The organism is Ectopseudomonas oleovorans, from assembly GCF_003052605.1.
GTDB lineage: Bacteria > Pseudomonadota > Gammaproteobacteria > Pseudomonadales > Pseudomonadaceae > Aquipseudomonas > Aquipseudomonas oleovorans_A.
The window spans coordinates 2,546-21,589 of record NZ_QASO01000021.1; the positions used below are offsets into that span (position 1 = coordinate 2,546).

15 protein-coding genes, 3 tRNA genes and 1 pseudogene are annotated in these 19,044 nt (G+C 60.7%); 3 read left to right on the top strand and 16 right to left on the bottom strand.

Annotated elements, in window-relative coordinates:
* Window positions 1–75 precede the first annotated feature (75 nt).
* The 10 genes from DBO86_RS26430 to DBO86_RS03365 form a co-directional block, all read right to left on the bottom strand.
* Window positions 76–303 (bottom strand): hypothetical protein, encoded by a 228-nt coding sequence (locus DBO86_RS26430; RefSeq protein WP_084342495.1) that lies wholly within the window; start codon window positions 301–303, stop codon window positions 76–78.
* A 175-nt stretch (window positions 304–478) separates the two neighbouring features.
* Complete coding sequence (locus tag DBO86_RS03325; RefSeq protein ID WP_108232979.1) at window positions 479–2,326, bottom strand: SurA N-terminal domain-containing protein; 1,848 nt, start codon at window positions 2,324–2,326, stop codon at window positions 479–481.
* A gap of 189 nt (window positions 2,327–2,515) precedes the next feature.
* Entirely contained in the window at window positions 2,516–2,788 is a 273-nt protein-coding gene (gene hupB, locus DBO86_RS03330) for a nucleoid-associated protein HU-beta (RefSeq protein ID WP_003282502.1), read from the bottom strand.
* Window positions 2,789–2,923: 135 nt separating this feature from the next.
* Complete coding sequence (lon, locus tag DBO86_RS03335) at window positions 2,924–5,320, bottom strand: endopeptidase La (RefSeq protein ID WP_108232980.1); 2,397 nt, start codon at window positions 5,318–5,320, stop codon at window positions 2,924–2,926.
* A gap of 149 nt (window positions 5,321–5,469) precedes the next feature.
* A complete protein-coding gene (gene clpX / locus DBO86_RS03340; protein WP_004424106.1) occupies window positions 5,470–6,750 on the bottom strand; it encodes an ATP-dependent Clp protease ATP-binding subunit ClpX in 1,281 nt (426 codons plus the stop codon).
* Window positions 6,751–6,857: 107 nt separating this feature from the next.
* Window positions 6,858–7,499, bottom strand: coding sequence for an ATP-dependent Clp endopeptidase proteolytic subunit ClpP (gene clpP / locus DBO86_RS03345; RefSeq protein WP_004424103.1), 642 nt, complete (start codon window positions 7,497–7,499; stop codon window positions 6,858–6,860).
* 94 nt (window positions 7,500–7,593) lie between these two features.
* Entirely contained in the window at window positions 7,594–8,904 is a 1,311-nt protein-coding gene (gene tig, locus DBO86_RS03350; RefSeq protein WP_108232981.1) for a trigger factor, read from the bottom strand.
* 128 nt (window positions 8,905–9,032) lie between these two features.
* A tRNA-Leu gene (locus DBO86_RS03355) sits at window positions 9,033–9,117 on the bottom strand.
* 56 nt (window positions 9,118–9,173) lie between these two features.
* Window positions 9,174–9,249 (bottom strand) — tRNA-His (locus tag DBO86_RS03360).
* A 36-nt stretch (window positions 9,250–9,285) separates the two neighbouring features.
* Window positions 9,286–9,362 (bottom strand) — tRNA-Arg (locus DBO86_RS03365).
* A 269-nt stretch (window positions 9,363–9,631) separates the two neighbouring features.
* On the opposite strand from DBO86_RS03365, the gene folD reads away from it, so the two are divergent.
* A complete protein-coding gene (gene folD, locus DBO86_RS03370; RefSeq protein WP_108232982.1) occupies window positions 9,632–10,486 on the top strand; it encodes a bifunctional methylenetetrahydrofolate dehydrogenase/methenyltetrahydrofolate cyclohydrolase FolD in 855 nt (284 codons plus the stop codon).
* A 60-nt stretch (window positions 10,487–10,546) separates the two neighbouring features.
* On the opposite strand, the gene DBO86_RS03375 is transcribed toward folD, so the two are convergent.
* The 6 genes from DBO86_RS03375 to DBO86_RS03400 are packed head-to-tail and all read right to left on the bottom strand — an operon-like array spanning window position 10,547 to window position 16,486.
* Entirely contained in the window at window positions 10,547–12,289 is a 1,743-nt protein-coding gene (locus DBO86_RS03375) for an ABC transporter substrate-binding protein (RefSeq protein ID WP_074859244.1), read from the bottom strand.
* A gap of 51 nt (window positions 12,290–12,340) precedes the next feature.
* Window positions 12,341–12,613 carry a DUF2160 domain-containing protein gene (locus DBO86_RS03380; RefSeq protein ID WP_013715271.1) on the bottom strand — a complete coding sequence of 91 codons (273 nt, stop codon included), beginning with the start codon at window positions 12,611–12,613 and terminating at the stop codon, window positions 12,341–12,343.
* Window positions 12,614–12,625: 12 nt separating this feature from the next.
* Window positions 12,626–13,426 (bottom strand): carbohydrate ABC transporter permease, encoded by an 801-nt coding sequence (locus DBO86_RS03385; protein WP_013715270.1) that lies wholly within the window; start codon window positions 13,424–13,426, stop codon window positions 12,626–12,628.
* An 8-nt stretch (window positions 13,427–13,434) separates the two neighbouring features.
* Complete coding sequence (locus DBO86_RS03390; RefSeq protein WP_108232983.1) at window positions 13,435–14,298, bottom strand: carbohydrate ABC transporter permease; 864 nt, start codon at window positions 14,296–14,298, stop codon at window positions 13,435–13,437.
* On the bottom strand, window positions 14,295–15,392 hold the full coding sequence (locus tag DBO86_RS03395; RefSeq protein ID WP_108232984.1) for an ABC transporter ATP-binding protein: 1,098 nt from the start codon (window positions 15,390–15,392) through the stop codon (window positions 14,295–14,297). Before DBO86_RS03395 ends, DBO86_RS03390 begins: the two co-directional genes overlap by 4 nt.
* Entirely contained in the window at window positions 15,392–16,486 is a 1,095-nt protein-coding gene (locus DBO86_RS03400; RefSeq protein ID WP_003459908.1) for an ABC transporter ATP-binding protein, read from the bottom strand. Before DBO86_RS03400 ends, DBO86_RS03395 begins: the two co-directional genes overlap by 1 nt.
* A 259-nt stretch (window positions 16,487–16,745) precedes the next feature.
* Here DBO86_RS03400 and DBO86_RS03405 point away from each other — a divergent pair, with 259 nt between their 5' ends.
* Together DBO86_RS03405 and DBO86_RS03410 are read left to right on the top strand one after the other, a co-directional pair.
* Window positions 16,746–18,575 (top strand): sigma-54-dependent Fis family transcriptional regulator, encoded by a 1,830-nt coding sequence (locus tag DBO86_RS03405; protein WP_108232985.1) that lies wholly within the window; start codon window positions 16,746–16,748, stop codon window positions 18,573–18,575.
* Between the two features lie 147 nt (window positions 18,576–18,722).
* Window positions 18,723–19,044: pseudogene (locus DBO86_RS03410) on the top strand (transposase); the annotation flags it as partial.

A 19,044-nucleotide genomic window follows, 5' to 3' on the forward strand; every position in this document is an offset into this window, starting at 1 on the left:
CGCTTATCGGATCAATCTGAAGGGTGAATCAATGCGCAAACGGACGCAGAAATTGACGACGCCGAGCACCTCGGACTAACAATGCCACCCCTGCGTCGCTGCGCTCCGACTGCCCGGCCGGATGGCCGTGGAACAGGTGGCCAGATGGCCGTGGAATGCCTGGCCAGATGAGAGCGGACTGGGTGGCCGGATGGCGTGGAATCCGCAGTCGACCAGCGCGGCCAGTCCGTTGATGGGTTTGCGGAAGTCGACGGGCTTTGGGTAGAGATAGACCTTCTGCACTTTGGCGTCGGGACGCATCATGACGGAACTCCACGGGAAAATAGGGAGCCCAGCATCCGGGATACGGAGAGGTCAGTTGAAGATGGGGTCTATGGAGCGCATACGTCCCTACCGCGACCCACGGCGCTACGCGCCATGCCTGGCGCACAACGAGAAAGCCCCGCACTTGGCGGGGCTTTCTCGTAACGGACAGCGATCAGAAACGCTCGATATCAGCCTTGGCTTCCAGCTGCTTGAGCAGTGCGGCGAAGTCCTGCTGGCCGACACGCGACGCCAGGAAGTGGCGGTACATGGCGAGCTCTTCGTCAGCCAGCGCCTCTTCCGGTACATTCACGCCATCGAGGCGCAGCACGACGTAATCGCCATTGTTCAGAGTCACGCCGGCAAAGGTGGGCTCGCCCGCCTTGTCTGGCTTGGGCATACGGAACAGCGCCTGCAGCACTTTGGGCTCGATGCCGTCCTGGCTACGAGTGGCCGCCTCCTGAACTTGCCAATCAGCAGTAGGCTGCTCACCGGCCTGGGCAGCAGCCAGTTGCTTCTCACCTTCGGCCTTGGCCGCGGCACTGGCACGTTCCTGCTGCAGATGGGCACGAATGCTTTCAGCAACCTGCTCCAGGGGCAGCTGCTCGGGCTTTTTGTGTTCCTTGACGCGCACTACGACCACGGTGCTCGGGTCCAGCTCGATGGTCGAGCTGTTGGTGCCATCTTCCAGAACTTCAGGGCTGAAGGCAGCTTGCAGCACTTGGCGGTTGGCAGTGATGCCAGTTGCACCACCCTCACGACCGAAGGCTTCGCTGGTCTTGACCTCAAGACCCAGCTCCTGGGCAGGCTGAGCCAGATCCGATGCTTCGAACGCGGCGTCTTCCAGCTGTTTGGTCGCTTCGACGAAGCGCTGCTCGACCTGTTGCGCTTTGAAGTCACGCGCCAGCTTGTCCTTCAGGCTGTCGAAGCTTGGCACTTCTGGAGACTGAACACCCAGCAGCTTGATCAGGTGCCAGCCGAACTCGCTCTGCACGGGTTCGGAAACCTCGCCCTGCTGCAGCGCATAGAGCGCCTCCTCGAAGGCCGGATCGTAAACGCCAGGGCCGGCGTAACCCAGATCACCGCCATCGGCAGCCGAACCTGGGTCCTGCGAGAACTCCTTGGCTAGGGCAGCGAAATCTTCGCCAGCGTCCACACGCGCCTTGATCTCTTCGATCTTGGTAAGCGCGGCCTGGTCATCGCCCTCGATAAGGATGTGCGCAGCCTGACGCTGCTCAGCCAGGTTGGCGATCTCGCTCTCGTACAGCGGTTGCAGATCTTCATCGCTGACTTCGACCTGATCGAAGAAGCTTTCCTTGTGCAGCTCGACGTACTCCAACACCACCTGCTCGGGACTCATGAACTCACTGGCGTGCTCGGCGTAGTACGCCTGGACGTCAGCTTCGCTCAACTCGATCGCAGCCGGGTCGGCCTTGATGGTGAGGCTGGCGAAATCGCGGGTCTGCCGCTCGAGGTTGGCGAACGCACGCGCCTGCTGCTCGGTGACGAAGCTGCTGGCGCCGATACCGGCACGCAACTGGCCAATCAGCATTTCCTCTTCCAGCATCTGACGGAACTGCAGACGGGTATAGCCCATCTGGCGAATGACCTGATCGAAACGGGCGGTATCGAAGCGGCCGTCTACCTGAAACTCGGGCGTCTGCAGAATCACCTGATCCAGCGATGCCTGCGAGAAAGCGAAACGAGCATCGCCTGCTGCCTGAAGCAGCAGCTTGCGCTCGATCAGCCCCTTGAGCGATGCCTCACGCAGCAAGCGATCATCGAGCAGCGAGGCATCGAAATCACGCCCCAGCTGCTGCAGCAACTGACGACGCTGCATTTCAACGGCCTGATTGAGCTCGTCGAGGGTAATGGTGTCACCGTTCACTTCGGCCGCATTATTGCGGTTACTGGTACCGGTGACGATGGCCTCGAAGCCGGTAAACGCCATCAGCATAACGATTAGGCCGATGATGGTCTTGGCAATCCAACCGCGTGAATTGTCCCTGATGTTTTGCAGCATGCTTCCCCCAGAACGACTGTACAGAGCCACCAGCCGCGCAGTGTGGGTAATTCCGGATAGAAGAAAGGCGCATCCTGGGATGCGCCTTCTCGTAACGCGTCAAGCGATCAGTACAGGCATGGAAACTGTCTGCCCTGCCGCCCAACAACCGCCAGAAAGGTCTGGCGGCGAGACAAATTCAGAAGACGCTTAGTTGACAGCGTCTTTCAGAGCCTTGCCAGCTTTGAAGCCCGGGATCTTGGCAGCAGCGATGTTGATCGGCTTGCCAGTCTGCGGGTTGCGGCCAGTGCGAGCAGCACGCTCTTTGACAGCGAAGGTGCCGAAGCCAACCAGTACGACAGAGTCACCAGCCTTCAGGGCGCCAGTGACGGATTCAATCACTGCATCCAGCGCGCGGCCAGCAACAGCTTTCGGGATATCAGCAGATGCAGCGATGGCATCGATCAGTTCCGACTTGTTCACTCTAAGTCCCCTTATTTCTGTTGAGTTTGTTTCTTGATTTTTAGTCTAAGCAAAGCGGGTGCTGGAGGGCCTGCCGACACAATAAGAGCCGCTTTATAACAAGGGCTCAAAAATTGTGTCAAGGAAGCCATCCGGCTAATGCGTGCTGATTCGCTCCTTGGAATCAGACTCGCGCTTGTCATCCGTTGCAACCATCTCGGGAGCCGCATCGGGCAAGGGCTCCGGGGCGTATTGCAGCGCAATTTGCAGGACCTCGTCAATCCATTTAACCGGTTTAATCTGCAGGTCTTGCTTAATATTTTCCGGAATTTCTTTCAAATCGCGCACATTTTCTTCGGGAATGATCACGGTCTTGATTCCACCCCGATGCGCCGCCAGAAGTTTCTCTTTCAGCCCGCCGATGGCCAGTACCTGACCCCGCAGGGTGATTTCACCAGTCATGGCGACATCGGCACGAACCGGAATCTGCGTCAACGCCGAGACCAGTGCCGTGCACAGGCCAATACCCGCACTCGGACCATCCTTCGGTGTGGCACCCTCAGGCATGTGGATGTGAACGTCGCGCTTCTCGTAGAAATCAGCCGGGATCCCCAGGCTTTTGGCGCGACTGCGAACCACCGTCATGGCCGCCGTCATCGACTCTGCCATGACATCACCCAGCGAACCGGTCTTGATCAGATTGCCCTTGCCAGGCACCACGGCCGTCTCGATGGTGAGCAGCTCACCGCCGACCTGAGTCCAGGCCAGGCCGGTCACCTGACCGATCTGATCCTGCTGTTCGACGAGGCCATAGCGATGCTTGCGCACACCCAGGAAGTGCTCCAGGGAGTCGGCGCTGACCGTGACCTGGAAGCGCTTCTCGCGTACATGCTCCTTGACCACCTTGCGGCAGACCTTGGCGATTTGTCGCTCCAGACTGCGCACACCAGCTTCACGCGTGTAGTAACGAATGATGTCGCGAATTGCCGACTCGTCGAACTCCAGCTCGCCCTTCTTCAGGCCGTTGGCCTGTATCTGCTTGGGCGCCAGGTACTTGATGGCGATGTTGACCTTCTCGTCCTCGGTGTAACCCGGCAGACGAATGACCTCCATCCGATCCAGCAGCGGGCCGGGGATGTTCATCGAGTTGGCGGTGCAAAGGAACATCACATCCGACAGGTCATAATCGACCTCCAGATAGTGATCGTTGAAATTATGGTTCTGCTCAGGGTCGAGGACTTCGAGCAATGCCGAGGCAGGATCGCCGCGCATGTCCTGGCCCATCTTGTCGATCTCGTCGAGCAGGAACAACGGGTTGCGCACACCGACCTTGGTCATCTTCTGAATCAGGCGACCCGGCATCGAGCCGATGTAGGTGCGGCGGTGCCCCCGAATCTCGGCCTCGTCACGCACGCCACCCAAGGCCATACGCACGAACTTGCGATTGGTCGCGGTGGCGATGGACTCGGCCAACGAAGTCTTGCCCACGCCGGGCGGACCGACCAGGCACAGCACCGGCCCCTTGAGTTTCTTCACCCGCTTCTGCACGGCGAGGTACTCGAGGATGCGCTCCTTGACCTCCTCCAGACCGTAGTGATCGGCATCGAGAATGCTCTCGGCGCGCGCCAGATCCAGGCGCACCTTGCTTTCGGCCTTCCATGGCACGTTCACCAGCCAATCGATGTAGGAGCGCACCACAGTGGCTTCAGCGGACATCGGCGACATCTGCTTGAGCTTGTTCAGCTCGGCATTGGCCTTGGTCAAGGCTTCCTTGGTCAACCCCGCGTTATCGATGCGCTTGCGCAGTTCGTCGAGCTCGCTATGGCCTTCATCGATATCGCCAAGCTCTTTCTGAATGGCCTTCATCTGCTCATTCAGGTAGTACTCGCGCTGACTGCGCTCCATCTGCTTCTTCACGCGACCGCGAATACGCTTCTCGACCTGTAGCAGGTCGATCTCGGCATCCAGCAGGGCCAGTACGTGCTCGACGCGAGCGGACAGCGCGGTGATTTCGAGGATTTCCTGCTTCTGCTCGATCTTCAGCGCCATGTGCGCGGCCATGGTGTCGACCAGGCGGCTGGGCTCATCGATGCTGTTGAGCGAAGACAGGACTTCGGCCGGAACCTTTTTGCCCAGCTGCACGTACTGCTCGAACTGACTGAGCAGACTGCGGGTGAAGACTTCCGATTCGCGCTCGGCAGTTTCGCCCTCCTCGATCAGTTGTACTTCGGCACGGCAATGATCATCGAGATCGATGAAACGCTCGATCAAGCCGCGCTGCTCACCCTCGACCAGCACCTTGACGGTGCCGTCGGGCAGCTTGAGCAACTGCAGGACGGTGGCAACGGTGCCAACGCGATAAAGATCCTGCTCATCCGGATCATCGACGGCCGGGTTCTTCTGGGCTACCAGCAGGATCTGCTTGTCACCCGTCATCGCCGCCTCGAGGGCCTCGATGGATTTCTCACGCCCGACGAAAAGCGGGATGACCATGTGCGGATAGACCACTACATCGCGCAATGGCAGGAGAGGCAATTCGATGGTTGTCTTCATGATTTCGGCTCAGCGGCGGCCATAAGGCCGTAAACAGGCGGGATTACCCTTGGCTTTTAAGATGGGGGTAGCTCCCGTAAAAAACAAGCGCAATGTCCACAAAAGCGAAGGGGCCCGAGGGGCCCCTTCTTTGCATCGTGCAACAGCCGTCAGGCGTCTGGCGCGGCCTTCGCCGGCGGTTCGCTGTTCTCGTAGATCAGCAGCGGCTTGGACGAACCCTCGATGACGCTCTCGTCGATCACCACCTTGCTCACGCCCTGCTGGGACGGGATCTCGTACATGGTGTCGAGCAGAATGCCCTCGAGAATCGAACGCAGGCCACGCGCACCGGTCTTGCGCTCCAGCGCCTTCTGCGCCACGGACTTCAGTGCATCGGGGCGGAACTCCAGATCCACGCCCTCCATCTCGAACAGCTTGGCGTACTGCTTGGTCAGTGCGTTCTTCGGCTCGGTGAGAATCTGCACCAGCGCAGCCTCATCCAGCTCCTCAAGCGTCGCGATCACCGGCAGACGACCGACGAACTCGGGGATCAGACCGAACTTGACCAGATCGTCCGGCTCGACCTCACGCAGGGACTCGCCGATCTTCTTGCCTTCCTGCTTGCTGCGCACTTCAGCACCGAAGCCGATGCCGCCCTTGGTAGAGCGCGCCTGGATGACTTTCTCCAAGCCGGCGAACGCGCCGCCACAGATAAACAGGATGTTGCGCGTGTCGACCTGCAGGAACTCCTGCTGCGGATGCTTGCGTCCGCCCTGTGGCGGAACCGAGGCCACGGTGCCCTCGATCAGCTTGAGCAGGGCCTGCTGCACGCCTTCACCCGAGACATCACGAGTGATCGACGGGTTGTCGGATTTGCGCGAGATCTTGTCGATTTCGTCGATGTAGACGATGCCCATCTGGGCCTTCTCGACATCGTAATCGCACTTCTGCAACAGCTTTTGAATGATGTTCTCGACGTCCTCCCCCACATAACCGGCTTCGGTCAGGCTGGTGGCATCGGCAATGGTGAACGGTACGTTGAGCAGGCGCGCCAGCGTTTCGGCCAGCAACGTCTTGCCCGAACCGGTCGGACCGATCAGCAGGATATTGCTCTTGCCCAGCTCGACATCGTCTTTCTTGTCGCGCTGATTGAGACGCTTGTAGTGGTTGTACACCGCTACCGACAGCACCTTCTTAGCGCGCTCCTGGCCGATCACGTACTGATCGAGGATGGCGCTGATTTCCTTGGGTGCCGGTAGTTTGTGCGCGCTGCTCTCGGCCTGGGCTTCCTGCACCTCCTCGCGGATGATGTCGTTGCACAGGTCGACGCATTCGTCGCAGATGAAGACGGAAGGACCGGCGATCAACTTGCGCACTTCGTGCTGGCTTTTGCCGCAGAAGGAGCAATAAAGCAGTTTGCCGTTGTCCTCACCGTTACGGGTGTCAGTCATTCGATCAATCCAATACGGTAGGCTTGAAACACAAGATGAAGGCAAATGCGGGCATTTTCAAGGGCACAGGTCGCGTCAGTGGTGGATGCCCGCAGCCGGCGCCTCATCTAGACCGGCATTTGACGCTTTTCATGGACGGCATCGACCAGACCGTATTCCACGGCACGCGAAGCGCTCATGAAATTGTCACGGTTGGTGTCGCGCTCGATGGTTTCCAGGCTCTGACCGGTGTGCTGAGCCAGCAGCTCGTTCAAGCGCTCACGGATAAAGAGGATTTCCTTGGCGTGGATCTCGATGTCCGAGGCCTGCCCCTGAAAACCGCCCAGCGGCTGGTGAATCATCACACGCGAGTTCGGCAGGCAGAAACGCTTGCCCTTGGCGCCGCCAGCCAGCAGGAATGCACCCATACTGCAGGCCTGACCAATGCAGGTGGTGGACACATCCGCCTTGATGAATTGCATGGTGTCGTAGATCGCCATGCCGGCAGTCACCGAGCCACCCGGCGAGTTGATGTACAGGTGAATGTCCTTGTCCGGATTCTCTGCTTCCAGAAACAGCAGCTGGGCGCAGATCAGGTTGGCCATGTAGTCCTCGACCGGACCGACCAGGAAAATCACGCGCTCCTTGAGCAGGCGCGAATAGATGTCGTAGGCACGCTCGCCACGAGCGGACTGCTCGATGACCATCGGCACCAGGCCGCCAGCGGCCTGGATTTCAGGCATGTTTTGCATAAAAGGATTGCGGGACATGTCTTGCGCTCACTCCCTAATAGTCATGTCTCAAGTACGCATAAGCCAGCACTGAGGCTGGCTTATGGTGGTGTACTCGAACGAGGTTACCAGATCAGTCGGCTATAGGAGCTTCCGCCGGCTTGACTGCGTCTTCGTAGGAAACCGCTTTATCGGTCACGTTGGCCTTCTGCAGAACAGTATCTACAACTTGCTCTTCCAGTACAACCGAACGCACTTCGTTCATTTGCTGGTCGTTCTTGTAGTACCAGGCAACGACCTGCTCAGGCTCCTGGTAAGCCGAGGCCATCTCTTCGATCAGCTCGCGCACGCGGGCTTCGTCAGGTTTCAGTTCGAACTGCTTGACCACTTCAGCGACGATCAGGCCCAGCACCACACGGCGCTTGGCTTGCTCCTCGAACAGCTCGGCCGGCAGTTGGTCAGGCTTGATGTTGCCACCGAACTGCTGAACGGCCTGCACGCGCAGACGATTTACTTCGTTGCCGATCAGCGCCTTCGGCACTTCGATCGGATTAGCAGCCAGCAGGCCGTCCATTACCTGGTTCTTGACCTTGGACTTGATGGCCTGACGCAGTTCACGCTCCATGTTCTTGCGAACCTCGGCGCGGAAACCTTCCAGACCGCCATCCTTGATACCGAACAGGGCGAAGAACTCGTCGTTCAGCTCAGGCAGTTGCGGAGCGGAAACGCTGTTGACGGTAACGGTGAATTCGGCGGTTTTGCCGGCCAGATCGAGATTCTGGTAGTCCTCAGGGAAGGTCGGATTGATCACACGCACTTCACCAGCCTTGACACCGACCAGGGCGTCTTCGAAGCCCGGGATCATGCGACCGGAGCCCAGCACCAGCTGGGTGCCCTTGGCGCTGCCGCCGGCGAAGGCTTCGCCGTCGATCTTGCCGACGAAATCGATGTTCAACTGGTCGCCATTCTCGGCAGCACGCTCGACAGTTTCGAAACGGGTGTTCTGCTTGCGCAAGATGTCGAGCATGTTGTCGACATCACTGTCGGCGACTTCGGCCTGCAGGCGCTCGATGGCGATAGTGTCGAGGCCGGTCACCTGAAACTCAGGAAATACTTCGAAAGTAGCGACGTACTCCAGATCCTTGCCCTTCTCGAAGGACTTCGGCTCTACGGCCGGAGCGCCGGCCGGATTCAGCTTCTGCTCGACCACGGCCTCATAGAAGGTCGCCTGGATCAGGTCGCCCAGGGCTTCCTGACGAGCGGCATCTTCATAGCGCTGACGAATCACGCTCATCGGCACCTTGCCAGGACGGAAGCCAGGAACTTTGGCACGACGGGCAGTCTGTTGCAGACGCTTGTTGACTTCGGTCTCGATGCGCTCGACGGGTACGCCGACAGTCATGCGGCGCTCAAGAGCAGAAGTGCTTTCAACAGAAACTTGCATGGATATTCCTCGTTGCACAGACATAAGCCGGCTCGAACCGGCCCCGAATCAAGGCCAAGCATTCTAGAGGGTCAATGTGCAGAAGTCACCCTAGAAGCAGGCGGCAGTCGGGAGGGGCTATATAAAGATGGTGCGGACGGAGAGACTCGAACTCTCACACCTTGCGGCGCCAGAACCTAAATCTGGTGTGTCTACCAATTCCACCACGTCCGCGTGGCTTTGCAGCTTAAAACAAAAACGCCAGGCTTTGGGCCTGGCGCTTTGGAATATGGGGTGGACGATGGGAATCGAACCCACGACACCAGGAGCCACAATCCTGTGCTCTACCAACTGAGCTACGCCCACCATATTGCATTTGCTTACTCTTGCCTGACCGCAAAATGGCGCACCCGGCAGGACTCGAACCTGCGACCATCCGCTTAGAAGGCGGATGCTCTATCCAGCTGAGCTACGGGCGCTTATCCATCTACTAGCGCAGACTTACAAGCTTTTGGCTCCAACCTCACCGCCAGGGCTTGGCTCTTGCCGCCTCACCCAGCGAGTGGCTGTTCCTGAGAAGCGGGGCGAATGTTATAGACGCCTCCCAACCTCGTCAACAGAAATTTTCAAAAAAATTCAGCGATTTAAAGGAGTTACGCGAAAACGACGGCAGGCGCCTTTGCCCGGGTGAGCGCTCATGCGAGAATGCGCGTCCTTTTTTCACCCTTATTAATGGTTAACCAGCGCAATGACCGCACAACTGATCGACGGCAAGGCGATCGCCGCCAGCCTCCGCCAGCAGATTGCCCAACGTGTCGCCGAACGCCGCCAGCAAGGCCTTCGTGCGCCAGGCCTGGCCGTGATCCTGGTCGGCACCGATCCCGCCTCCCAGGTCTATGTGTCACATAAACGCAAGGATTGCGAAGAAGTCGGCTTTGTTTCCCGCGCCTATGATCTGCCGGCAGAGACCAGCCAGGCCGATCTGCTCGCCCTGATCGACGAGCTCAATGAAGACCCGGCCATCGACGGTATCTTGGTACAGCTGCCGCTGCCGGAGAATCTCGACTCGTCCCTGCTGCTCGAGCGCATTCGTCCGGACAAGGATGTGGACGGCTTCCATCCCTACAACATCGGCCGTTTGGCACAGCGCATGCCGCTGCTGCGCCCCTGTACCCCCAAGGGCATCATGACCCTGCTGGAAAGCACCGGCGCCGATCTCTACGGCATGCATGCAGTGGTAGTTGGCGCGTCCAATATCGTCGGCCGACCAATGGCCATGGAGTTGCTACTGGCCGGTTGCACCGTGACCGTCACCCACCGCTTCACCAAGGATCTAGCTGCTCACGTCGGCCAGGCTGATATCGTCGTGGTCGCTGCAGGCAAGCCGGGCCTGGTCAAGGGTGAGTGGATCAAGCCGGGCGCCATCGTCATCGATGTCGGCATCAACCGCCAGGACGACGGCACACTGGTTGGCGACGTGACCTTTGATGCCGCCCTGCCCCGCGCCGGCTGGATCACCCCGGTTCCAGGCGGTGTTGGCCCGATGACTCGCGCGGGCCTCTTGGAAAACACCCTGCACGCGGCCGAGCATCTGCATAAGTAAGCAGCACTGCATAACAAACAACGGCACCCGAGGGTGCCGTTGTCGTTTCTGCCACTTGGATCAGTTGCGCGCCTGCTCCCAGGACTTGAGCAACTCGTCGTAGGCGATGGTTTCGCCCTTGGGTTTCTCGTTGGCCAGCTTGGGTTTCGGTGCGCCCGGCTGGTCGAACCAGTACTGCGGGTCACGCGGCTCGTTCAGCTTCGGCCCGCACTCACCCAGCACACCTGAGCGCTCCAGACGACCGAGCATGGTGTCTTGCGCAGCCGCCAGGCCATCGAGCGCCTGTTGCGGCGTCTTGTCACCGCTGGCGGCCTCGGCGATGAACTGCCACCACAGTTGAGCCAGACGTGGATAGTCCGGCACGTTGGTGCCGGTCGGTGTCCACTGCACGCGCGCCGGGCTGCGGTAGAACTCCACCAGCCCGCCGAGCTTGGGCGCTACGTCCGTCATCGCCTGCGAGTTGATGTCCGACTCACGAATCGGCGTCAGGCCGACCAGGGTCTTTTTCAGCGAGACGGTCTTGGAGGTAACGAACTGCGCATAGAGCCAGGCGGCCAGGCGCTGTTTCTCCGGCGTGGAGTTGAGGAAGGTCCAGGAACCGGTGTCCTGATAACCGAGCTTCATGCCCTCCTCCCAATACGGGCCCTTGGGCGACGGCGCCATACGCCATTTCGGCGTGCCATCGTCGTTAACCACCGGCAGGCCCGGCTTGGTCATATCGGCGGTAAAGGCGGTGTACCAGAAGATCTGCTGGGCGATGGCACCCTGCGCCGGCACCGGGCCGGATTCGGAGAAGGTCATGCCTTGCGCTTCCGGCGGCGCGTACTGGCGCATCCAATCGACGTACTTCTGCGTGGCGAACACCGCCGCCGGCCCGTTGGTATCACCACCGCGGGCGACACTGGAACCTACTGGGCGGCAGCCGTCGACGCGAATGCCCCACTCGTCCACCGGCAGGCCATTGGGCAGGCCCTTGTCGCCACCGCCGGCCATGGAGAACCAGGCGTCGGTGAAGCGCCAGCCCAGCGACGGATCTTTCTTGCCGTAGTCCATATGGCCATAGACGCGTTTACCGTCGATTTCCTTGACATGCTTGGAGAAGAACTCGGCGATGTCCTCGTAAGCTGACCAGTTCACCGGCACACCCAGCTCGTAGCCGTAGATTTCCTTGAACTTGGCCTTCAGCTCCGGACGCTCGAACCAGTCGGCGCGGAACCAGTAGAGGTTGGCGAACTGCTGATCGGGTAACTGATAAACCTTGCCGTCCGGCCCGGTGGTGAAGGACAGACCGATGAAATCGTCAAGATCGAGAGTCGGCGAGGTGAAGTCCTTACCCTCGTTAGCCATCATGTCGGTGATCGAGACCGCCTTGCCATAGCGGAAGTGGGTACCGATCAGGTCCGAGTCGTTGACCCAGCCGTCGTAGATGTTCTTGCCCGACTGCATCTGCGTCTGCAGCTTCTCGACCACATCGCCTTCCTGCATCAGGTCATGCTTGAGCTTGATGCCGGTGATTTCACTGAAGGCCTTGGCCAGCACCTTGGACTCGTACTCATGGGTGGTCAGAGTTTCCGAGGCGACGTTGATGTTCATGCCACGAAACGGCTCGGCAGCCTTGATGAACCACTTCAGCTCTTCGAGCTGTTGCTCCGGCGTCAGGGTCGAGGGATTGAACTCATCAGCAATCCATTTCTTCGCGGCCTCTTCATAGGCATCCGCCCAGGCCGCACCGCTCAAACCGGACAACGCCAGCAAGGCGGCCAACGCCAAGCTATGTCGGGTCTTGTTGTTATTGTCGAACATAGAGACCTCCATCTCAGGATATGGGGAGAGGCATACCGGCGGCAGCCCGGCTCAGCCCCAGCGCATGACTGCGCACAACCACAACAGCGATAGCAGCGAGGCTATCCACACGCTCCAGTCGGTCACGCCTATCACCAGCAGGTGCAGGTAGGCGCTGCCGAGCAGACCGATGAACAGCCGATCCCCACGCGTGGTGGTGATCGGCAGAAAACCCTTGCGCTCAACACAGGGCCAGCGCAGCTCGACCAGCGTCATGCCGGCCAGCAGCACGGCGATGCAACCGAAGAACAGCGCGGTCGGCAGAGTCCAGGCCATCCAGCTCATGATGAACCTCCCTTACACGCGACCGAGGGCGAAGCCCTTGGCCACATGGTTGCGAACGAACCAGATCACCAGCATCCCGGGGATGATGGTCAGCACCCCGGCAGCGGCGAGCACGCCCCAGTCGATACCCGAGGCGGACACGGTACGGGTCATCACCGCCGCGATGGGCTTGGCGTCTACCGAGGTCAGGGTGCGCGCCAGCAGCAGCTCGACCCAGGAGAACATGAAGCAGAAGAAGGCGGTGACTCCAATGCCGGAGCGGATCAGCGGGATGAAGATCTTCACGAAGAACTTGGGGAAACTGTAGCCGTCGATATAGGCCGTCTCGTCGATTTCCTTCGGCACGCTGGACATGAAGCCTTCGAGGATCCACACCGCCAGCGGCACGTTGAACAGGCAGTGCGCCAGTGCCACGGCGATATGGGTGTCGAACAGGCCGATGGACGAGTACAGCTGGAAGAACGGCAGCAGGAAAACCGCTGGCGGCGCCATACGATTGGTCAGCAGCCAGAAGAACAGGTGCTTGTCGCCGAGGAAGCGATAGCGCGAGAAGGCATAGGCAGCCGGCAGCGCCACGCTGAGCGAGATCAGAGTGTTGAGACTGACGTAGTAAAGCGAGTTGAGGTAGCCCTCGTACCAGCTGCGGTCGGTGAAGATCACCCGGTAGTTGTCCAGGGTGAAATTCTGCGGCCACAGGCTGAGCCCACCGAGAATCTCGGTATTGCTCTTGAACGACATGTTCAGCAGCCAGTAGATCGGCACCAGCAGGAACAGAAAGTAGATCAGCAGTACCAGGCGTTTGCGCAGCGTCATGGTCGGCCTCAGCGGGTTTTGTCGTCGTGGGTCATGGCGGTGTAGAACAGCCAGGACACCAGCAGGATGATCAGGAAGTACACCAGCGAGAACGCCGCCGCCGGGCCCAGGTCGAACTGGCCGACAGCCATTTGCGTCAGGGTCTGGCTGAGGAAGGTGGTGGCGTTGCCCGGCCCGCCGCCGGTGAGCACGAAGGGCTCGGTGTAGATCATGAAACTGTCCATGAAGCGCAGCATCACCGCGATCAGCAAAACGCTCTTGAGCTTGGGCAACTGGATATGGCGGAACACCGCCCAGTTCGAGGCGCGATCGATGCGCGCCGCCTGGTAGTAGACGTCGGGAATGGCGCGCAGCCCGGAATAGCACAGCAGCGCCACCAACGAGGTCCAATGCCAGACGTCCATGATCAGCACCGTCACCCAGGCGTCCATGGTGTTGGCCGCATAGTTGTAGCTGATGCCAAGACTATTCAGCGCCCAGCCCATCAACCCGATGTCGGCGCGGCCGAAGATCTGCCAGATGGTGCCGACCACGTTCCACGGAATCAGCAGCGGAATGGCCATCAGAATCAGGCACAGCGAGGCCCAGCGCCCGCGCGTCGGCATGCACAGAGCGATGGCGATCCCTAGCGGAATCTCGATCAGCAGCACACAGGCGGAGAAGACGAACTGGCGCAGCAACGAGTCATGCAGGCGCGGATCCTGCAGCACCTGGCGATACCAGTCGACGCCGACGAAGTAGCGCGTGGCCGGGTCGAAGATGTCCTGCACCGAGTAGTTCACCACCGTCATCATCGGCACGATGGCGCTGAACGCCACCAGCAGAAATACCGGCAGCACCAGCCACCAGGCCTTGTTGTTCTGCACCTTCATGGCGCCACCTCCACCAGGTAGTCGTCGGCATAGAGCATCAGCCACTGCGCCGGAAAGCTCAGGTAGACCTGCTCGCGCGGCACGGGCTGATCCTCCTGCAGGCGCGCCTTGAGCACCTGGCCATCGAGGTCGAAAGTGAGAATCTTGTAGGTGCCAAGATCCTCGACATGCAGCACCCGGCCACACAACGCATCTTCATAGGCGCCATCCCAGACGTGCACGAACTCGGGACGAATGCCCACCTGCAGACGCTTACCATCCAGTTCGGCCAGGCGCTGGTTGAGCGCGTCGGAAAGCGGCAGCACGGTACCGGCAAAGCGTACCCCGCCCGCACAGCGCTGCACGTCAATCAGGTTCATCCCTGGACTGCCAATGAAATAGCCGACGAAGGTATGGCCGGGGCGCTCGAACAACTCGCGCGGCGTGCCGAACTGGACGATCTGCCCGCCGTACATCACTGCGATCTTGTCGGCGAAGGTGGAAGCCTCCAACTGGTCGTGGGTGACGTAGACCATGGTGATGTTGAACTGCTCATGGATCTGCTTGAGCTTGCGCCGCAACTTCCACTTCAGGTGCGGGTCGATCACCGTCAGCGGCTCGTCGAAGAGAATCGCCGACACGTCGTCACGCACCAGGCCACGGCCCATGGAGACTTTCTGCTTCTCGTCGGCGGTGAGGTTACGCGCCTTCTTGTGCAGCAGCGGGTGCAACTCCAGCACCTCGGCAATCTCATGCACCTTGCTCATCACCCGCGCCTCATCCATGCCCTGGTTGCGCAGCGGGAAGGCCAGGTTGTCGAACACCGTCATGGTGTCGTAGACCACCGGAAACTGGAAAACCTGGGCGATGTTGCGCTCTTGCGGCGACAGCCTGTTGACCGCCTTGCCGTCGAACTGCACCTCGCCCTGCGACGGGCTGAGCAGGCCGGAGATGATGTTGAGCAACGTCGACTTGCCGCAGCCTGACGGCCCCAGCAGCGCATAGGCGCCGCCCTGCTGCCAGACATGGTTCATCTCGCGAATCGCGTAGTCTTCCGGCGCTTTCGGCGTGCCGCTGTAGCTGTGCGCGAGGTTGTGCAAGCGAATCTCGGCCATCAGGCGGCCCTCCCCTGACGACGACTGGGCGCCTGCACCAACTGCCCATCGGCAGCGAAGACGAACAGCTTGTGGGTCGGGATGTAGATCAGGATCGGCGTGTCCACCGCATACTCGTGCACCCCCGGCAGGTGCAGCACCAGCACGAACTGCTCGTTGCGCACATGCAGGAAGGTTTCCGAGCCGCTGATCTCGGCCAGCTCAACGGTTACCGCCAACTCCAGGTCATCGTCGTTGGACGGCACCAGGCCGATATGGCTGGGGCGCACGCCGAAGCGGTACTCACCCTCGGCGATGCCGCGCAGATCCGGATTGAGCGGAAAGTGCACGCAGTCGGCGAAACTCACCTCGGAGCCGCTGATACGCCCCGGCATCAGGTTGATCGCAGGTTCCGAGAACAGCTCGGCAGCCAGCACCTGTTGCGGGCGGTGGTAGACCTCGGCCGTCTTGCCGCTCTGCACCACCCGCCCTTCGTGCAGGATGGTGGTGGTGCCGCCCAGGGCCAGCGCCTCGTTGGGCTCGGTGGTGGCGTAGATGGCGATGGTGTGGCGCGCCTGGAACAGCTCGCGCATTTCCTGGCGCAGCTCCTCACGCAGCTTGTAATCGAGGTTGACCAGCGGTTCGTCGAACAGGATCAGCGAGGCGTCCTTGACCAGCGCCCGCGCCATGGCCGTGCGCTGCTGCTGGCCGCCGGACAGCTCCAGCGGATAGCGCGACAATAGTTTGTCGATGCGCAGCATGCGCGCGGTGGCCTCGACCTTCTCGACGATCTGCTCCTTGGCCACGCCGGCCTGGCGCAGTGGCGAGGCGATGTTCTCGAACACCGTCAGGGTCGGGTAGTTGATGAACTGCTGATAGACCATCGACACGTTGCGCTGGCGCACCGGCACACCGGTGACATCGGCGCCGTTCATCAGCACACGGCCGCTGCTGGGCCGATCCAGACCGGCCATCAGCCGCATCAGGCTGGTCTTGCCGGCCAGGGTGCGACCGAGCAGGACGTTGAAGGAGCCCGGTTCGAAACTCAGGCAGGCATCGTCGATATGCACCTGGCCATCGACGATACGGGTGACGTGTTCGAGCTTGAGCGACATGGCCTGTCCTTTTTCTTGTCGTGCCATTCGATTGCGAACATCGGTAGCGACAACTGTGCCAGCCCCCAAAAATAAGACCTATCTCTTTGATCAAAATCGAAAAAACCGCCAAATAACGGTGCAGCAATGGTTTCCCACTGAACACTTTTGAACAGTCGAATGTGAACAACTGAACAATTCGTTCGTTGACTTTGAACAGGCTTGAACGAAACTGGATCGATCGCGGCGCAGATCGCGAACCAACAAGAAGAGATCATCTATGACAGAAGCTGCCCGCGCCCCGGCGCACGACACCCTCATCCAGGAGTCCTGGTCGCGCTGCCGTGACTACGGCCTGACTCACCAGAGCGCGCCCCGCTTCGATCCTCCGGCGCCAGGCGATCTTTCGGCGCTGCTGGAAAGCCGCCAGGCCCTGGTGCAGACCACTCACCAGGAAGTACTGCCCTACTACGGCACCATCCTGTCCAACTCCAACTGCCTGATCATGCTCGCCGACGAGCAGGGCCGGCTGCTGCACTCCTGGGGCGACCAGCGCTTCATCGAGCCGCGCCAGGCCGCCGGTTTCATTGCCGGCGCCAGTTGGCTGGAGCGCTACACCGGCACCAACGCCATCGGCACCGCGCTCAGTTGCGGCCAGGCCGTGCATATCCAGCACGACGAGCATTTTCTCAAGGCCAACCGATTCATGACCGGCTCGGCCTCGCCGATCTTCGACGAGCAACGGCGCATGATCGCCGTGCTCGACGTGTCCAGCGACAGCTACCTGCCGCCGGCGCATACCCTGGGCATGGTCAAGATGATGAGCCAGTCGGTGGAGAATCGCCTGATCCTCAAACTGTTCGCCGACCAGTACCACCTGCTCAGCTTCAATACCAGCCTCGACAACCTCGACAGCCCCTGGGCTGGCCTGGTGGTGTTCGACGAGCAGGGCCACGTGGTGTCGGCCAACCGCCGCGCCGACAATCTGCTCGGCCAGCCGCTGACCTACGGCGCCATCGAGCAACTGTTCGACGTGCCTTTACAGCAGTTGCTCAACCAGCCGGATGGGCAGCCATTCAGCCTGCGCACTAGCAGCCACTTTCGCTTTCACGCACGGGTACGCCGCCCTGCCCGACCGGCTCCTATCCAGCCTCGCGACTTCCGCCCGCAAGCCACCCAGAGCACGCCGCAAGAGCCACAGTTGCATACCCTGAGCGCTGGCGACGCGCGCATGGACAAGGCCGTGCGCCAGGCCGAACGCCTGCTGGAGAAGGACATTCCGATTCTGGTTCAGGGCGAAACCGGTGCCGGCAAGGAAGTGTTCGTCAAGGCGCTGCACCAGGCCAGCTCACGGGCCAGCCAGCCGCTCATCGCGGTCAACTGCGCGGCCATTCCGGCGGAGCTGGTGGAGTCGGAATTGTTCGGCTACGAGAAAGGCGCCTTCACTGGCGCCAGCCAGAAAGGCCATATCGGCCTGATCCGCAAGGCGCACAAGGGCACCCTGTTTCTCGACGAAATCGGCGACATGCCGCTGCGCGTTCAGGCGCGCCTGCTGCGCGTGCTGCAGGAGCGCTGCGTGCAGCCGCTGGGCAGCAGCGAACTGCATCCGGTGGATGTACGTCTGGTGTCTGCCACCAACCGCCCGCTACGTCAGGACGTCGACAGCGGCCAGTTCCGCGCCGATCTGTACTACCGCATCAGCGGCCTGAACCTCGAGCTGCCACCGCTGCGCGAACGCAGTGACAAGCAGGCGCTGTTCCAGAAACTCTGGGAGCAGCACAGAGAACCTGGCCAACATGCGGGTATCAGCCGCGAAGTGCTGGAGCTGTTCCAGCATCACCCCTGGCCGGGCAACCTGCGCCAGCTCAGCAGCGTGCTGCGCGTGGCGCTGGCCATGGCGGACGACCAGCCCATCCGCGCCGAACACCTGCCGGACGACTTCTTTCTCGATCTGCCGACGGACACGACCCTGCAAGCACACCCCGAGCCCGACGATCTGGCCAGCCAGTACCAGGCCTGCGGCGGCAACATTTCCTACCTTGCCCGCAACCTCGGCCTGAGCCGCAACACACTGTACAAGCGCCTACGCGAACTGGGCGTCAGACCCTGACGACACGCCGGGTCTTTATGCCCAGCCGCCAGCCCTGCTGCATGCCCGCGGCTGCTAGCAGCTTGTTGAAATTCGCCCACGCCCTGTCTGGTTTTGCGGCGTGTGGTTTACGATATCGGCTCCAATCTGCCGGAGCTCTCGATTTCCATGCGTGGAGCCGATATCACCCAGGAGCCCCCTGTTCACTGTCGCCAAGCTCGATGACTTCGTGCCGGTGAATCATCCCCCTGCGCGCCATCCGCAAGCTGGCCAACACCGCTCTGCAACGGATGAGTGCCCTGTTCGACACCTTGCATGCCGACACCGACCGCACCTCGATTGCCCCGGAGAAGTTGATGCGGGCGCAATTGCTGCAACTGTTCTATTCGCTGCGCAGCGAGCGCATGCTCATGGAGCAACTGGGCTACAGCCGTTCGGCCGTCTGCTCTATGCTCAGTCCGTCGACACCCGCTGCTCCCTTGTTGGCTTT

Excerpts from the sequence above, each read along its gene's own strand:
- DBO86_RS26430 (WP_084342495.1), bottom strand. The coding sequence starts at position 303 with ATGATGCGTCCCGACGCCAAAGTGCAGAAGGTCTATCTCTACCCAAAG.
- DBO86_RS03325 (WP_108232979.1), bottom strand. The coding sequence starts at position 2,326 with ATGCTGCAAAACATCAGGGACAATTCACGCGGTTGGATTGCCAAGACC.
- lon (WP_108232980.1), bottom strand. The coding sequence starts at position 5,320 with ATGAAGACAACCATCGAATTGCCTCTCCTGCCATTGCGCGATGTAGTG.
- clpX (WP_004424106.1), bottom strand. The coding sequence starts at position 6,750 with ATGACTGACACCCGTAACGGTGAGGACAACGGCAAACTGCTTTATTGC.
- clpP (WP_004424103.1), bottom strand. The coding sequence starts at position 7,499 with ATGTCCCGCAATCCTTTTATGCAAAACATGCCTGAAATCCAGGCCGCT.
- tig (WP_108232981.1), bottom strand. The coding sequence starts at position 8,904 with ATGCAAGTTTCTGTTGAAAGCACTTCTGCTCTTGAGCGCCGCATGACT.
- folD (WP_108232982.1), top strand. The coding sequence starts at position 9,632 with ATGACCGCACAACTGATCGACGGCAAGGCGATCGCCGCCAGCCTCCGC.
- DBO86_RS03375 (WP_074859244.1), bottom strand. The coding sequence starts at position 12,289 with ATGTTCGACAATAACAACAAGACCCGACATAGCTTGGCGTTGGCCGCC.
- DBO86_RS03380 (WP_013715271.1), bottom strand. The coding sequence starts at position 12,613 with ATGAGCTGGATGGCCTGGACTCTGCCGACCGCGCTGTTCTTCGGTTGC.
- DBO86_RS03385 (WP_013715270.1), bottom strand. The coding sequence starts at position 13,426 with ATGACGCTGCGCAAACGCCTGGTACTGCTGATCTACTTTCTGTTCCTG.
- DBO86_RS03390 (WP_108232983.1), bottom strand. The coding sequence starts at position 14,298 with ATGAAGGTGCAGAACAACAAGGCCTGGTGGCTGGTGCTGCCGGTATTT.
- DBO86_RS03395 (WP_108232984.1), bottom strand. The coding sequence starts at position 15,392 with ATGGCCGAGATTCGCTTGCACAACCTCGCGCACAGCTACAGCGGCACG.
- DBO86_RS03400 (WP_003459908.1), bottom strand. The coding sequence starts at position 16,486 with ATGTCGCTCAAGCTCGAACACGTCACCCGTATCGTCGATGGCCAGGTG.
- DBO86_RS03405 (WP_108232985.1), top strand. The coding sequence starts at position 16,746 with ATGACAGAAGCTGCCCGCGCCCCGGCGCACGACACCCTCATCCAGGAG.